We start from the raw sequence: 16,389 nt of genomic DNA, 5'->3' as shown, positions 1-16,389 counted from the left end.
GCGATGCAGTTGGCGTGCGTGATCGGATCTCGTCTCGTCCGGTTGTCGTGGCGTTGCCATGAGAACGTTTTGCAATGCGGGGGTGAGGGTGAAGTATCTCGGGTCGACCCGGAGATTCGACTCGTTTGTCCCGACGAGCCTGGCGAGTGCAGCGAATCGGATGTGGGGATCGGACCCGCAAAATTCGAAACGCATGGTCACGATAGCTCTCACCCTCCCTTTTTGCGGGGAGGGCCGTGATCGATACCGGCTCGCCCCGCGAGACAACGTCGGGAAAGCGATATTTCAACGAGTAGGTACTGCAACCGACCAGATAGGCGAGTTCTTCACAGGTCAGATCGGCGTAGTTCGCTTTGATCCGATTGGCGTGCATCTGTGCGCTTTGTGAAACACCGGATGACGATCCATTTGCGCTTGCGTCGCGCCGGATAGCGTTTCAATCTCTGTTCGCGTCAACGTTGGACATGTCAGATACAGACGCATCGCGTATCGAATGTTGCTCTCCCAGTCATGTCGGCCGGCATATCGACCGACAGGCGACGCCGGTGGCTCCGCGAAAGGGCCGGACGGCGACGCTTGTCGAAGCCCCGCGTTCAATGCCTGATCGCTGCCCTGTTGACCGTCAGTCCACGCGCCTGTCGGAGTGCATGTCGGTTCACATTCGCCGGGTTGGCGCCGGAGACGGCGGCCAGGTCTTGCACTGCGAGCTCAGGGAATCTGGCGTCGCGTGCGCGCATTCCAACCGTGCGGGCGATGCCGTCGATCCCGAGATGGGGCGACATCAGGTACGGGCTTAGGCCGGACGAAGGCGACATGAGACCCGGTGCTGGCGAACGGGCTTTCCTGGGAGGCGGGGCCGGGCAGCGGGCGCAACGGGTTGTGAGACCCAGCCGTCGGCCGGTGTGGGTAAGAAGCTCTGGGAGAAAATCGGGAGGTTCGAACGAATATCCATGCGCCACATTGGTCGGGAGCGGATGGCGCGCTACGCGTTGTCGTCGAAGCATCGTGACGATCGGGATCGTCCCCCGGGCCATCGACCGGATGCCAGATCGTGGCACGCACGGGCGTCGACAGCCTTCGAGATTCGCCCAATGGCCGACAAGGTTGGGGCGGAACCGGTGAGGGGAACGTACGATGCAGATTGGCGCGCCCGACTGGAATCGAACCAGTGACCCTCGGCTTCGGAGGCCGATACTCTATCCCCTGAGCTACGGGCGCTAAGCTGACCACCGATGGGAATGCGCGAGCGCGCGTACCGGCAGGCAAAGAGGTAGAAGCATAGCGGTTTTGCCGCGTGACGTCCATGCCCCGTGCATTCCCATGCCCCACAATGCGGCAATTCTCTATCGGAAGCCCATCGGGCGCGGTTTTGCTGTGCATGCAACGCGGCCGCATTTTGCGCAGAAAGCACGCGGAACACCGCTTTGGCTTTCGCGTAAGTTAGGGAAAATACGGGACTTTTGCGGCGTCTGCGCACCGCCTTGGCATGTCATCGGCCGAGGGTTTGTTGCTACAATGGTTCGTTATTTTGACTGGATGGTGCCAGCTTCCCATGCGAGCTATCCGGTGTGATGCACTCGGTTTCCACAAAAACTATTGAGAGATCCCGCATGAGTGAAGCACATAACGAGCACGAGTCCCTGATCAAAACACCCAAGCAGCTCATCGCCGCCATCATTGCCGGTTTTCTCGTTCCCATCGTCATCATCGTCTTGCTGGTCAATTACGTGGGCAACAACGCCCTGACCGGTGCCGGCAGTTCCGCCATGACCGAAAAAGCCATCGCCGAGCGCATCGCGCCCGTGGCCCACGTCGAGATCAAGGATGCCAACGCACCGCGCGTCTACCAGACCGGGGAACAACTCTATAAAGCGGTTTGCGCGGCCTGCCATGCCTCCGGGGCCGCAGGCGCGCCCAAAGTCGGCTCCACCGAAGACTGGGCGCCTCGCATCAAGCCCGGTTACGACGAAATGCTCAAGATCGCGCTGGCCGGCAAAGGCGCCATGCCCGCGCGCGGGGGCACCAGCCCGGACGACGTGACGGACTACGAGATCGGCCGCGCCATCGTCTATATGGCGAACGCCTCGGGCGGCAAGCTGCCGGAACCGGCGCAGCCGGCCCAACCGGCGCCCGGCGCTGCCGCGCCCGCCTCGGGGGCGCCGGCCGCAGCTTCGGGGGCGGACGCCGGTAGTGCGGCTGCGGCCGCCGCCGCGATGGCGTCGCTCAAGACTGCGGCGCCCGCCGCGGCCAGCGCCGGCGGCAATCTCGACGCCGGCAAGAAGCTCTACGACACCGTCTGTATGGCCTGCCACGCCAGTGGCGTGATGAACGCGCCGAAGTTCGGCGACAAGGCCGCCTGGGCGCCGCGTATCGCCACCGGTATCGAGACGCTGCACAATGCGGCCATCAAGGGCCTGAACGCCATGCCGCCCAAGGGCGGCGCGGCAGGTGCGTCGGATGACGACGTCAAGGCTGCCGTCGACTACATGGTGAGCGCCGCGAAGTAAGCGCCGCGCCTGCCGTCGCCATCGGCGATCCCGCAATAAAAAATCCCCGCTTCGGCGGGGATTTTCGTTTCGACGCTGGCTCACGTTTTCGGCGTACCTCACGTCCGACGGCCAGACCGACAGCCGGGGTCGTGGCCTGTCCGGGCCACCGTCCGGGCGCGCAATGCGTGTCTCAGACGAACACGCAGACGAACGCTCAGACGCGCACGATCATCTGCGGATCGAACGCCGGATTCTCCACACGTCCCTCGAAGCAATAGCCACGGGGATTGCACAGCACCCGGGTGTGCCCAACGCGATAATCGAACGAATCATGCGTATGGCCGTGCACCCACAGCACGGCATCGGACTGGTCGATGAGCGAGGTCAAATCCGAAATGAATGCCGGATTCACGAGCGATCCCGCAAAGCGCGGATGAATGCTCTGGGGTGTCGGCGCGTGATGGGTGACGACCACCGTCGGGCCGTCGTGCGGCGTGGCCAGCGTTCGCGCGAGCCAGGCGACGTTCTCGCGACAGAGCGCCGCGCAATCGTCCGGCGTGAAGAAGGGCAGGTCGGACCACGGCGCGGCCGGGTCGCCGATGCGAATCCGCGTGAAGTCGCGCACGAACTTCTGCGACTCCTCGACCACGGCGTCATGTTTGCCCTCGGCGTCGTACAGCGCGAAATCGGACCACAACGTCGTCCCCACGAAACGCACGCCGCCCAACGTCAACGCACTGCGCTCAAGCAGATGGACGTTGCTTCCCACCGTCAGACGTCGCAATTCGGCCAGCGTGCCGGCGAGCGTCGCACCGTAGAACTCGTGATTACCGGGAACGTAGATGACGGGGCGTGGCAATTGCTTCGCCCATTCGATCGCTTGCGCCGGACGGCTGATGTCGCCGGCAAGAATCGTCACATCGGCTTCGACGTCGGGAATGGCCAGCGGCGCCACGGACAAATGCAGGTCGGACAGGATATGCAGTCTCACGCACCACGCTCCACAAAACTTGGGGATCGGTGCCGCACACGCGTCGCCGCGGTGAGCGTCGGGCATCGGATGGCCGGACGCGGCAGGAAGGTGTGGGCATTGGGCCGAAATCAACGCGATTTGCGTTATGTTTCGCCCGTTTTTTACCGACTATCACCCGCGCTGCGTCGATGGTCAAGATATCTTTGTCTTCGAAAGGATGCGCTCCTATAGTGAAACTTCAACTGATTTCATCCGACGAGAGGAGGCGAGCCTATGCGAAAACTGATGGTGGCAGTCCTGCTTTGTTTGACCGGTCTTGCGGGCGTTGTCGTGGCGTCGAGCCCGGCCACCGCGTGTGACCAGACGTCTTCGGGTAGTGGCAAGTAGCGTTTCCAGCAGTAAGCCAGCATTGGCTTCACGGCGCGCCTGCCGCCGCCGACAGCCCCGGTAAGGACGTCGCCGTTCCTCAGACCAGCCCCCGTACGCGGGGGCTATTCGTTTGTGCGCAGAGGCGGGCGCCGGGCGCTCGGAGACTCAGACGCCGGACGACGACGGTGTCTTGTTCGCGCCGCCGGCGAGCATCGCCTTCAGACTGGCGAGACGGTCCTTGGGCGACATCGGGGCGTCTTCGGGCGGCGGGGGCGGCGCTTCGTCGAGTTGCATCTCGGGCACGAAGCGCGACACTTCGCAGGAGTACGTCTCGCGGGCACGCTTGCGTTTCTTGCACCACGACAGTTGCAGCGTGCGTTGCGCGCGCGTGATGCCGACATACATCAGCCGACGTTCTTCCTCGATCTTCTCGGCGGTGACTTCCTCGTCCTCACGAAGGTGCGGCAGGATACCTTCCTCCACGCCGACGAGAAACACGTGCGGGTATTCCAATCCCTTCGATGCATGCAGTGTCGACAGACGCACGGCGTCGGGATCGTCGCCGTCGCGGCCTTCGAGCATCGACATCAACGCGATGGTCTGCGTGAGTTCCATCAGACTCTTGGCGTCGTCGTCCGCGTCGAGCGAATCGAGCCCTTCGGCGGTGGCCGACGTCTCGCTGCGGGTGCCCTTGCGCTTCATCCATTCGAGGAATTCGAGCACGGTGGTCCAGCGCGACTGCGCCTGACGCTCGTCGAACGTGTCGTACAGATACGCCTCGTAGTGAATGCCTTCCATCAGGTCGTCGATGACCTCGTTGGCCGGGTCGCGCGCCGCCCGCGCCGCAATGCGCTGGATGAAGTCGCAGAATGCACGCAGCGGGTCGAGCTGACGCGGTTGCAAGCGCGCTTCGACCGCCCCCATGTAGACAGCTTCGAACAGCGACACCTTGGCCTGCCCCGCGAAGCTGCCGAGCACTTCGAGCGTGGTGCTGCCCACACCGCGCCGCGGTGTCGTCACGGCACGGATGAAGGCCGGGTCGTCGTCCGGATTGGCGAGCAGGCGCAGATATGCGCACAAGTCCTTGATTTCGGCCTTGTCGAAGAACGACTGACCGCCGGAGAGCACATAAGGAATGCGCTCGCGCCGCAGCACCTGCTCGAAGATGCGCGCCTGATGGTTGCCGCGATAGAGGATCGCGTAATCGCGAAACTCGGCGCGGCGTTCGAACTTGTGGGCGGACAGGCGAAAGACGACCGACTCGGCTTCGTGCTCTTCGTCGTTCATGGCGGTGACGGTGATCGGATCGCCGAGACCGTGTTCGCTCCAGAGCTTCTTCTCGAAGATTTTCGGATTCTTCGCAATCACGTTGTTCGCCGCCGTCAGAATGCGCGACGTCGAGCGGTAGTTCTGTTCGAGCTTGATGACTTTGAGTGTCGGGAAGTCGACCTGCAACTGCTTGAGGTTTTCCAGCGTGGCGCCGCGCCAGCCGTAGATCGCCTGATCGTCGTCGCCCACGGCGGTGAACGCGGCACGCGGCCCGGCGAGCAGTCTGAGCAGCAGATACTGGCAGGTGTTGGTGTCCTGGTACTCGTCGATCAGCAGGTAGCGCAGCTTGTTCTGCCAGCGATCGCGCACTTCCTCGTCGCGCTCGAACAGCTCGGCGGGCAGGCGGATCAGATCGTCGAAATCGACCGCCTGATACGCCTGCAACGTCGCCATGTAGTTGCGATAGACGAGGGCGGCCTGATGCTCGTCGGCCGTCTCGGCAGCGGCCAGCGCGACTTCCGGAGTCACGAGGCCGTTCTTCCAGAGCGAGATCGCCGTTTGCACGCCGCGAATCATCGCCTTGTCGGTGGTGCCGAGCTGCTCCTGAATCAGGCCGAAGCAGTCGTCGGCGTCGAGAATCGAGAACTGCGGCTTCAGTCCGACGTTCTCGGCTTCGCGTCGCAGAATCTGCACGCCCAGCGAGTGGAACGTACAGATGGTGAGCTGATTGACGGGAACCTTGCGGCCCTCTTTGCCCGGCGTGGTGAGTGTCTTGCCTTCGAGCTGCTTGGCCACGCGCTCGCGCATTTCGGCGGCGGCCTTGTTCGTGAAGGTCACGGCGGCGATGTGCTTCGGCTCGAAACCCTTCGCTTCGATGAGCCACGCGATCTTTTGCGTAATCACACGTGTCTTGCCGCTACCCGCGCCGGCCAGCACGAGGCAGGGGCCGTCGAAATAGTGCGTGGCTTCGTTCTGGGCAGGGTTGAGCGGAAAGGACGACATGGTGTGACGCGATGGGAACGAGGAGCGACAACGAAAGCGATGGCCGCGTGCGGCATGCCTGATGGGGCCCGCGACCTCGACGTCTTCCGAACGTCCAGCCGCTTCATGGGAAGCGGCTCATGTGCTCGGGGGCAAGGGCTCACGGGCGACTGACGGGCATGCGCCGGGTGGTGGGCAAGTCTATCACGCAGGTGGCACGCCGCCGTGACACGCCGAGGGCGTTGCCAACGTGTGTCATCTGTGTAGTGTCGACTGTGGGGTCGACGCGACGGGCGGCCGCCGACGTCATGGGACGTGCTGGCGTCGACGCCGACCGGGTGCCTATAATGAAGAACGTTGCCATCGTGGTGAGGTCGCCGTGCAATGCCCAACCTGCGGGACGAACAATGCGACGCGCGCGCTGCACTGTGTGAAGTGCGGCGCAACACTCATGGACGCCGAACCCGGCTTTCGGGATGACGGTCTGGGTGCCGCTGCGGCGGCCGGCGTCACCGGCGCCGCGGCCGGCACTGCCGGCGCGGTCGGTGCCATCGGCGTGATCGATTCGCTGGGTGCGCCGTCGCCCGGTGCCGACGATGGAGCGGCCGACACCTCGTCGTCGGCGTCGCCTGCTGCCAGGCGCGCGAGGCATCGCAGCGGCAAGGCGAACAAGACGAACGAAGAGCCCGGCTGGCTCAATAGCGCACTCGTCATCGCGACGGCCATCTTCGCGGCCATCGCCCTGCTCGGGATCTGGTGGAATCTGCGCGCCCCTTACGTCGACCCTGTACCCAAACCGCCCGGCGGGCTCGCCGTCACACCCTTCAATTCCGGTAACGACGCGCCGGTCGTGACGCCGCAGCAGGGCGGCCCGTCCAATCAGGCCAATCAGACCAGTCAGGCATCCGCCGCGACCGCGCGTGCACAGGCGCTCGCCGCCGTGGACGCCGCCGCTTCCGACGCGGCTGCCGAGGTGGCCGCCACGGCCAGTGCGGTCAGTCCGCCGCCGCTCTCGGCATCTGCCGCAACGGCTGCCCTGACCGCTGCCGCGACCACGCTGTCTGCGCCGCCCGCCACGAAACCGGCGCCCGACGAGATGATGCAATTGCTCAGCCGGCGCGAAGGCACCGACACCACCGCACGCCCCACCGCGAATGCCGATCTGCCCGCGCATTACGACGGCGGCGACATCGGCCCGATCGCGGCGGCCGAGGCGCCGCCGCCAACGTCTTCGCCGGTCGCCTCCGCGCCGTCCGCCGTCACCACGATCGCGGCAGCGCTTGCGCAATGCGAACGCTATCGCTGGTTCGAGGTGATATCGAAGCAGCGCTGCATCTGGGCCGTGTGCAACGGACGTTGGGGCAAGGACGGCTGCCCGGCGGGCACGAATCCCGGCGAATCGCGCTGACGGCATGACGCCAAAGGTATGGAAAACCGGACCGTATTTACGGCAAATTGACAGCCTTTGGCTTTCCCCGTAAAGTGCGCGAGCGTGGTCGGGAGAGCGCGCCGGGAAGCACATGCCGGCGCCGCCGAAGGGGTAATACCCATAAACTCTCAGGCATCAAGGACCGGCCGCGCCGAGGGCATCGCCTTCGATCTCTGGAGAGCGGTTGCCGTGTGCGAGACACGCGGGCAACCCACCGAAGGGGCCGGTCAGTACGTACCGGGCAATCTCTCAGGTACCAAGGACAGAGGGGTCATCTCGCCAACTGGCATTGCGCAGGGCAAGTGCATCAGCACGCGCCGTATGAGTTGTCTGCGCCAAGTGCCGGTCGTCGAGATGACCCCTTTTTGCATTTTCGGGCGGTGCGTCGCGCGTGGCTTTCGCGGTTCGCGGGGCGACATCTTCCGGAATTCATGAACCTTGATGCCTGACGGCCAGATGCCCCGATGACCGAACTCAAACGCACCCCGCTTAACGATACGCACCGCGCTGCCGGCGCCCGCATGGTCGATTTCGGCGGCTGGGACATGCCCGTGAACTACGGCTCCCAGATCGAAGAGCACAACGCCGTTCGCACCGACGCCGGCATGTTCGACGTCTCTCACATGTGCGTGGTCGACCTGCACGGCCCGAGCTGCCGCGAATTCCTGCGCTTCGCCGTCGCCAACAACGTCGACAAGCTGCAAACCCCGGGCAAGGCGCTCTACACCTGCATGCTCAACCCGAGCGGCGGCGTGATCGACGACCTCATCATCTATTACATCGCTGAAGACTGGTTCCGCATCGTCGTGAACGCCGGTACGGCCGACAAGGATCTCGCGTGGATCGGTCAGCTCAACGCGCACGGCGACTACAGCCTGACGATCACCCCGCGCCGCGATCTGTCGATCGTGGCCGTGCAGGGGCCGAACGCCCGCGCCAAAGTCTGGCAGGCCGTGCCGGGCAGCCAGGCCGCGAGCGAAGCCCTCAAACCGTTCAACGCTGCGTTCGCCAAAGACACCGCCTTCGGTGAGCTGATGATCGCGCGCACCGGTTACACGGGGGAAGACGGCTTCGAAGTCATCGTGAATGCCGACCACGTGGCGGCGCTGTGGAAGGCGCTGGTTGCAGTCGGCGTGCGTCCGGCCGGTCTGGGCGCGCGCGACACGCTGCGTCTGGAAGCGGGCATGAACCTCTACGGTCAGGACATGGACGACGACGTGTCGCCGCTCGACGCCGGCCTTGCCTGGACCGTCGAGAAGGAAAGCGAGCGCACGTTCGTCGGCAAGGATTCGCTGCTCTCGCGCGGCCAGACGTGGCGCTTCGCGGGCCTCGTGCTCGACGGCAAGGGCGGCGTGCTGCGCGCGCATCAGGTCGTGGTGACGGACGCAGGCGACGGTGAAATCACCAGCGGCACCTTCAGCCCGAGCCTTCAGCAATCGATCGCTTTCGCCCGTCTGCCCAAGGGCGTGCCGGACGGTGCGACCGTGCATGTGCAAATTCGTGACAAGCAATTGCCCGCACGTGTGGTCAAATTACCGTTCGTGCGTCACGGCAAGGCCGTGGTGGCCTGAGATCGGCGCCACGGTGCGGCGACACGAATTACCGAAAACCGAATACCCCAAACACTGAATCCCGGAGCGTCAACATGGCGAACATCCCCGATAACCTCAAGTACACCGAGTCCGACGAATGGGCCCGCCTCGAAGCCGACGGTACCGTGACGGTCGGCATTACCGACTTCGCACAGGAATCGCTGGGCGACATCGTATTCGTCGAGCTGCCTGACGTCGGCCGCACGGTCGCCGCCGACGAAGCCTCGACCGTGATCGAATCGGTCAAGGCGGCTGCCGATGTGCACTCGCCGGTCAGCGGCGAGATCATCGAAGTCAATCAGAAAGTGCCGGGCTCGCCGGACCTGATCAACGGCGACGCCTACGGCAACTGGCTGTTCCGCGTGAAGCCGTCGAACACGGCCGAGCTGGACAAGCTGCTGAACGCCGAGCAATACGCGGCGAAGATCGGCGGCTGATGCCGACACACGGCGCCGGGAGGGCTTCGGTCCCCCGGTGCCGCTGACTTACCGATCTTACCGATATTGCCCCGCCGTCACTTGCCGTGATCGAACGAGAGATCTGACCCATGAATGCTTTGAACGACCTGCATGCCTCGCGCCGCTCGCTTGCCGAGCTTGAGCAGCGCGACAACTTCTCCGCGCGCCATATCGGCCCGGATACCCCCGAACAACAGGCCATGCTCTCCGAGCTTGGCTACGCGTCGCGCGCCGCGCTGATCGACGCCGTCGTGCCCGCCTCGATTCGTCGCGACGGTACGCAATTCTCGACGTCGCTCGGCGAGTTTGCCGCCGCGAAGACCGAAACGCAGGCGCTGGCGCAACTGCGCGCGCTCGCCGACCAGAATCAGGTCTTCAAATCATTCATCGGTCAGGGCTACTACAACACGTTCACACCGGGCGTGATCCTGCGCAACGTGCTCGAGAACCCCGCCTGGTACACGGCTTACACGCCGTATCAGCCGGAAATCTCGCAGGGCCGCCTCGAAGCGCTGCTCAACTACCAGCAGATGATCATCGACATGACGGGTCTGGCGATCGCCAACGCGTCGATGCTCGACGAAGCGACCGCCGCCGCCGAAGCGATGACGCTGGTCAAGCGCACCGGCAAGTCGAAGTCGAACACGTTCTTCGTGGCCGACGACGTGCTGCCGCAGACCATCGAAGTGGTGCAGACGCGCGCCAGGCCGCTCGGCATCGAAGTGCAGGTCGGCCCGGCTGCGGCTGCCGCCGAAGTCGATGCGTTCGGCGTGCTGGTGCAATACCCGGGTGTCGGCGGCGACGTGCGCGACTATCGCGCGCTGGCCGACGCCATCCATGCCAAGGGCGGCATGCTGATCGCTGCCGCTGACCTGCTCTCGCTCACGCTGCTCACGCCGCCGGGCGAGTGGGGTGCGGACGTGGCCGTCGGTAACAGCCAGCGCTTCGGCGTGCCGATGGGCTTCGGTGGCCCGCACGCCGCCTATCTGGCCACGCGCGACGAACTCAAGCGCTCGATGCCGGGCCGTCTGGTCGGCGTGTCGGTCGATTCGCAAGGCAAGCCGGCGCTGCGTCTGGCGCTGCAAACGCGCGAGCAGCACATTCGCCGCGAGAAGGCCACGTCGAACATCTGTACCGCGCAGGCGCTGCTCGCCATCATGGCCAGCATGTACGCCGCGTATCACGGCCCGCAAGGCCTGCGCATCATCGCCGAGCGTGTGCATCGTCTGACGGCCGTGCTGGCTGCCGGTCTCACCGCGCTGGGCGCCGCGCCGCGTAACGCTACGTTCTTCGACACGCTCACGGTGCCCGTCGCCGGTCGTGCCGACACCGTCCACACCGTGGCTGCTGCGCGCCGCTTCAACCTGCGTCGCGAAGATGCCGACACCGTGGGTCTGTCGCTCGACGAAACCAGCACGCGCGCCGATGTGATCGCGCTGTGGGAAGTGGTCGCCGAAGGCCTGGGCAAGAGCGCAGTCTCGCTGGACTTCGACGCCATCGAAGCCACCGTCACGAACGGTTTCCCGGTGACGCTCACGCGTCAGAGCGCCTACCTCACGCACCCGGTGTTCAACCGTTATCACTCCGAGCACGAAATGCTGCGTTACCTGCGCAGCCTGTCGGACAAGGACCTGGCGCTCGACCGCACGATGATCCCGCTGGGTTCGTGCACGATGAAGCTCAACGCCACCTCGGAAATGCTGCCGGTGACGTGGCCGGAGTTCGGTCAGATCCACCCGTTCGCACCGACCACGCAAACCGTCGGCTATCGTTCGATGATCGATCAGCTCGAACAGATGCTGGTGGCCGCCACGGGCTACGCCGCCGTCTCGCTGCAACCGAATGCCGGTTCGCAGGGCGAGTACGCGGGTCTGCTCATCATTCAGGCGTATCACGCGTCGCGCGGCGAAGCGCATCGCGACATCTGCCTGATTCCGGCGTCGGCACACGGCACCAACCCGGCATCGGCACAGATGGCCGGCATGCAGGTCGTGGTGGTCGCGTGCGACGCGAACGGCAACGTCGATCTGGCCGACCTGCAAGCGAAGGCCGAGCAGCATCGCGAGCGCCTGGCCGCGATCATGATGACGTACCCGTCCACGCACGGTGTGTTCGAAGCCGGCGCGCGTCAGATTTGCGAAATCGTGCACGCCAACGGCGGTCAGGTGTATGTCGACGGCGCGAACATGAATGCCATGGTCGGCCTGTGTGCGCCGGGTGAATTCGGCGGCGACGTCTCGCACCTGAACCTGCACAAGACGTTCTGCATTCCGCACGGCGGTGGCGGCCCGGGCGTCGGCCCGGTCGCGGTGGGCGCGCATCTGGCGCAATTCCTGCCGAACCAGCGCTCGACGGGCTACTCACGTGATGCGCACGGCATCGGTGCCGTGTCGGCGGCGCCGTACGGCTCGGCGTCGATTCTGCCGATCTCGTGGATGTACGTTGTCATGATGGGCGCACAGGGCCTGACGGCGGCGACCGAGACGGCCATCCTGAACGCTAACTACCTCGCCAAAAAGCTCGCGCCGCACTACCCGGTGCTGTACTCGGGACCGGGCGGACTGGTGGCGCACGAGTGCATTCTGGATCTGCGTCCGCTCAAGGACACCAGCGGCATCACGGTAGACGACGTGGCCAAGCGCCTGATGGACTTCGGTTTCCACGCACCGACGATGAGCTTCCCGGTGCCGGGCACGCTGATGGTCGAGCCGACCGAGTCGGAATCGAAGCACGAACTGGATCGTTTCATCGAAGCGATGGTCACGATTCGCGAGGAAATTCGCGCGGTGGAAGAAGGCCGCGCCGATCGCGAAGACAACCCGCTCAAGCACGCACCGCACACGGCCGCCGTGGTGACCGCCGACGAATGGACGCACGCGTATGCGCGCAGCCAGGCGGCGTACCCGGTGGCGGCGTTGCGTGAGCGCAAGTACTGGCCGCCGGTCGGACGTGCCGATAACGTCTACGGCGACCGGAACTTGTTCTGTGCCTGCGTACCGATGAGCGACTACGAGTAACAGACGTCGCGAAGATTCGACAAACGGGGGCCGGCAGAAACATTGCTGGCCCCTTTTTGTCTCTATGGATGTCACGCGGATGCGCCAGACTGGTGGCATTCGAGGCGTCACAAAAACGTATCAGAACTTCAGGAAAGCGTCATGGCCGTTTCAGTTTTCGATTTGTTCAAGATCGGTATCGGACCGTCGAGTTCGCATACCGTGGGGCCGATGCGCGCAGCGCTGATGTTCGTGCAGGGATTGGAGCGCGACGGATTGCTGCCGCAGGTGGCGACATTGCGCGCCGAGTTGTACGGCTCGCTCGGGGCCACCGGCAAGGGCCACGGCACCGACAAGGGCGTGCTGCTCGGTTTCATGGGCGAGGCGCCCGATACCGTCGATCCGTCGACGATTGCCGCGCGTCTGGCGACGCTGCGCAAGGAAAAGGCGCTCTCGATTCTCGGCAAGCACGACGTGCCATTCGTCGAGAAGGAACACATGGTGTTCTACCGTCGCGAGGCGATGGCCGAGCACCCGAACGGCATGAAATTCCATGCGTTCGATGGCGCGGGCAACAAGCTGCGCGAAGGGCGCTATCTGTCGGTGGGCGGCGGCTTCGTGGTGACGGCGGGCGCGTCGAATGCGCAGGTGCTCTCGGCGCACGATCAGTTGCCGTACCCGTTCCGCACGGGCAAGGAATTGCTGGAGATGTGCCGCGCGAGCGGCAAAACCATTGCCCAGTTGATGTGGGAAAACGAACTGGTCTGGCATCACGGTGAGAACGCGCAAGACGATATCCGTCGTGGCTTGCTCAACATCTGGAGCGTGATGCAGTCGTGCGTGACGCGCGGGTGCGGTATTGGCAACGACGAAGCCGACGGCGAACTGCCGGGGCCGTTGCACGTGCGACGTCGCGCGCCGGAGTTGTACCGTCAACTGACGCAACGCGCAGAGCGCACGCTGTCCGACCCGCTGTCGGTGATGGACTGGGTGAACCTGTACGCGATCGCCGTCAACGAAGAGAACGCCGCAGGCGGGCGCGTGGTGACCGCGCCGACGAACGGTGCCGCAGGCATCATCCCCTCGGTGCTGCATTACTACGACCGGTTTGTCCACGGCGCGAACGAGCAGGGCGTGATCGACTTTCTGCTCACCGCCGGTGCTATCGGCATCCTGTACAAGCTCAATGCGTCGATTTCCGGCGCGGAAGTGGGCTGTCAGGGGGAAGTCGGCGTGGCGTGTTCGATGGCAGCGGGCGCGCTCGCGGCGGTGCTCGGCGGCACGGTCGAGCAGGTCGAGAACGCGGCCGAGATCGGCATGGAGCACAACCTGGGTCTGACGTGCGACCCGGTCGGCGGCCTCGTGCAGATTCCGTGCATCGAGCGCAACGCGATGGCGTCGGTCAAGGCGGTGAACGCGGCCCGTATGGCGCTGCGCGGCGACGGCGCGCACTATGTGTCGCTCGATTCCGTCATCAAGACGATGCGCGAAACCGGCGCCGACATGAAGACGAAGTACAAGGAAACGGCGCGTGGCGGGCTGGCGGTGAATATCGTCGAGTGCTGATGGCCTGACGTCGATACCGACGAGAGCCGCGTGACGAAAGTCCCGCGGCTTTTGTTTTTTGCGATCCGCCTTTCGAATTGGTGACCTCGCAAGAGACTCGCCGCACAAATGCCAAAGCTTGCCGGAGTGCCCTCACAGAGAATGTCGGGATTTTTCAGCCGCCGTCGTCACCGGTGTCCAAGGTCGCGGCGGCCGTTCTCAAAGGGGGTGGTCAATGCGAAGGAAACAATCCGGCATTTTCCTGGTGTCTGCCGCGATTGCGGTGGCTGTCGTGGGTGCGCTGATTACGTTCTGGGGTGTTCAGCAGGCACGCCAGATGCGCATCGAGCGGGCGGAGCGGATCGGGGAATCGCTCAAAACCATCGGCAATGCCGTCGAGACGTTCACGGTCAAGCATCACGGGGAAATCGACAAGTTGCTGTCGGGCAAGGGAGGGGATGCGCTCCAGATCAACGGCGTCGAGTTCCGGCGCAAAGTGCTGCCGGATAACAGCGTCCGCCTCGAGAACCTGAACGCCACAACGTTGATTCAGGCGTTGCGGCTGCCGGGCGTCTCGGACAAACCGCCGCCCGGTGTGGGGCAGTACGAGATTCACGTCGACCGCGTGTGCGAAGTGAAGGACGCCTGTCGGATCGAAACGCTGACATTCCTGACCGAACCGATACGGCAGACGTACTCGTCCGACGCGGACATCAACATGTCCAGCATTGCAGCACGCAAGATCGGGACATACGGTGGTCTGTCCACGTCCGGTAACCCGGGCCAGATCCGATTCATCGATCAGGCCGAGGGCGTGTTGCCGATCGTCAATCCGAAAGGAGGCGTTGCGGGGTTGCTCGCCATGCGCGGCGGTTCTCAGACCAAGGATCTCAACAATACGGTCTCACGCGACGGATCACGCGCCATGTCGGGCGATCTGAATTTTGCGGATGCGGAGGCGAAAGACGCATCCAACGAGCCCATTAGGCACAACATTGCGGGGGTGGGGAATATCGAGGGCAACGGACATCTGAGGATGGGCTCGCTGGATGTTGGGGCTGACGCAAATTTTAATGGCACGCTGAATCTGCAATCCAAGAGCGACATCGTCGGTGCGAAAGACATCGAAGGCTCGGGGAAACTCTCCATGCAGACGGTGACCGCGAAAAGCGCGACGGTCGGTGCTTTATCCGCTGACGAGAAGGGGGCCATGGTGAGCGGCCAGTTGCAGATGGCGGGCAACGACATCGACGATGCGAAGAAGGTTTCTGCGGAGGAGGTGTTGGCGGACTCTGTCCGGTCAGAAAAACTCAAGGCGATGGGAGGCATCGTCGAGTTCGAAAAAGATAAGCTCGCGATCGAGGGCGGCGGTTGCAGCGTCAATGGGATCAGTCTGGATACAGACGGCAGAGTGCTGTCGTGCCAGTTCCGCAACAATGCCTGGGTGTGGCAACTTGCGAGCATGCCCCGAAGCGTGACGGATGTGCCGACCAAGCTGGTGGAGGAGATCACCGACGTGGCCCGTCAAGGCAATCAGCTCTGGCTGGCCGAAATCCCGGTTGACGGGTCAAGGCTCGACAACCGTGGTCGGAACCGCGTGCGCGCCGACAACCTCGCACTCATCGAAATCAAAGGGGCGCTCGGCTGTTCGGATTCTCGTCACCCCGAGAACTCAGACCAATGGGAGAGGCGTGGTCACCTTTATACGGACAGGTATTGGAGCGACGGACGCATCCAGTTCTCCAACTACTTCGATGGTGTCTCGTTCGCTAAAGACGCGCGCGCGCTCATCAACACCCGTGCCAACAGGTCACGGAAGATCCTGTGTCTGGTCACCCGGCAGGAAAATCTTTCCGTGTTCGCCTACGAGCCGAAACACATCTCCCAATTCTCCATTGGCTGGATCAGTCACCCCGGAGGCCAAACGAAGCAACGCGCTATCGAAGGGATTCGCAGCGGTGACTCGGGGGTGAAGGTTATTCCGACGTTCCACGGTAGCAGTAGTCCGGATTTCATGCGTCAGATCAACACCATGTTCGCCGGCAGTCCGAGCGAGATCTGGGACAGGAAGGACGTCATCAAGTGAGCTCGGCGCGTTGCATGAGCGTCATATGACAGTCACATTCCCCCGCTAATCTACACATCGATGTCTCCTTGCCTTGTCTTTGAGCCGCCCGGCGAATGCCGAGCGGCTTTTTTATTGCTCGTCGTCCAGGAATGATCCGCAGATAGGAAAAAGCGCAAAGTGCCGCGTCTATCTGTCGAATCTGCTCGATTCTTGCGATTCT

9 protein-coding genes, 1 tRNA gene and 2 riboswitches are annotated in these 16,389 nt (G+C 63.8%); of the genes, 7 read left to right on the top strand and 3 right to left on the bottom strand.

Annotated features, from left to right (window positions below):
• Positions 1–1,142 precede the first annotated feature (1,142 nt).
• A tRNA-Arg gene (locus tag PCA20602_RS20680) sits at positions 1,143–1,218 on the bottom strand.
• A gap of 392 nt (positions 1,219–1,610) precedes the next feature.
• On the opposite strand from PCA20602_RS20680, the gene PCA20602_RS20675 reads away from it, so the two are divergent.
• The gene (locus tag PCA20602_RS20675) at positions 1,611–2,507 is read left to right on the top strand and encodes a c-type cytochrome (RefSeq protein WP_150722800.1); all 897 of its coding nucleotides are present in this window, start codon (positions 1,611–1,613) and stop codon (positions 2,505–2,507) included.
• Between the two features lie 196 nt (positions 2,508–2,703).
• Here the strand turns inward: PCA20602_RS20675 and PCA20602_RS20670 are convergent, their stop codons facing one another.
• Positions 2,704–3,480 (bottom strand): metallophosphoesterase, encoded by a 777-nt coding sequence (locus tag PCA20602_RS20670; protein ID WP_150722799.1) that lies wholly within the window; start codon positions 3,478–3,480, stop codon positions 2,704–2,706.
• A gap of 516 nt (positions 3,481–3,996) precedes the next feature.
• Positions 3,997–6,102, bottom strand: coding sequence for a UvrD-helicase domain-containing protein (locus PCA20602_RS20665; protein WP_150722798.1), 2,106 nt, complete (start codon positions 6,100–6,102; stop codon positions 3,997–3,999).
• A 430-nt stretch (positions 6,103–6,532) separates the two neighbouring features.
• Here PCA20602_RS20665 and PCA20602_RS20660 point away from each other — a divergent pair, with 430 nt between their 5' ends.
• From PCA20602_RS20660 to PCA20602_RS20635, 6 genes are all read left to right on the top strand, one after another.
• Entirely contained in the window at positions 6,533–7,489 is a 957-nt protein-coding gene (locus tag PCA20602_RS20660; RefSeq protein WP_150722797.1) for a hypothetical protein, read from the top strand.
• 79 nt (positions 7,490–7,568) lie between these two features.
• Positions 7,569–7,665, top strand: a riboswitch (glycine riboswitch).
• Positions 7,666–7,673: 8 nt separating this feature from the next.
• Positions 7,674–7,786, top strand: a riboswitch (glycine riboswitch).
• 188 nt (positions 7,787–7,974) lie between these two features.
• Positions 7,975–9,081 carry a glycine cleavage system aminomethyltransferase GcvT gene (gcvT, locus tag PCA20602_RS20655; protein ID WP_150722796.1) on the top strand — a complete coding sequence of 369 codons (1,107 nt, stop codon included), beginning with the start codon at positions 7,975–7,977 and terminating at the stop codon, positions 9,079–9,081.
• A gap of 74 nt (positions 9,082–9,155) precedes the next feature.
• A complete protein-coding gene (gcvH, locus tag PCA20602_RS20650; RefSeq protein WP_150722795.1) occupies positions 9,156–9,539 on the top strand; it encodes a glycine cleavage system protein GcvH in 384 nt (127 codons plus the stop codon).
• A 110-nt stretch (positions 9,540–9,649) separates the two neighbouring features.
• A complete protein-coding gene (gene gcvP, locus PCA20602_RS20645) occupies positions 9,650–12,577 on the top strand; it encodes an aminomethyl-transferring glycine dehydrogenase (protein ID WP_150722794.1) in 2,928 nt (975 codons plus the stop codon).
• Between the two features lie 141 nt (positions 12,578–12,718).
• A complete protein-coding gene (locus tag PCA20602_RS20640; RefSeq protein WP_150722793.1) occupies positions 12,719–14,122 on the top strand; it encodes an L-serine ammonia-lyase in 1,404 nt (467 codons plus the stop codon).
• Positions 14,123–14,336: 214 nt separating this feature from the next.
• Positions 14,337–16,187 (top strand): hypothetical protein, encoded by a 1,851-nt coding sequence (locus tag PCA20602_RS20635; RefSeq protein ID WP_150722792.1) that lies wholly within the window; start codon positions 14,337–14,339, stop codon positions 16,185–16,187.
• Positions 16,188–16,389 lie beyond the last annotated feature (202 nt).

This window comes from Pandoraea capi (genome assembly GCF_902459735.1).
Classification (GTDB): Bacteria; Pseudomonadota; Gammaproteobacteria; order Burkholderiales; family Burkholderiaceae; genus Pandoraea; species Pandoraea capi.
This window is presented reverse-complemented; position numbering and strand designations above follow the sequence as displayed.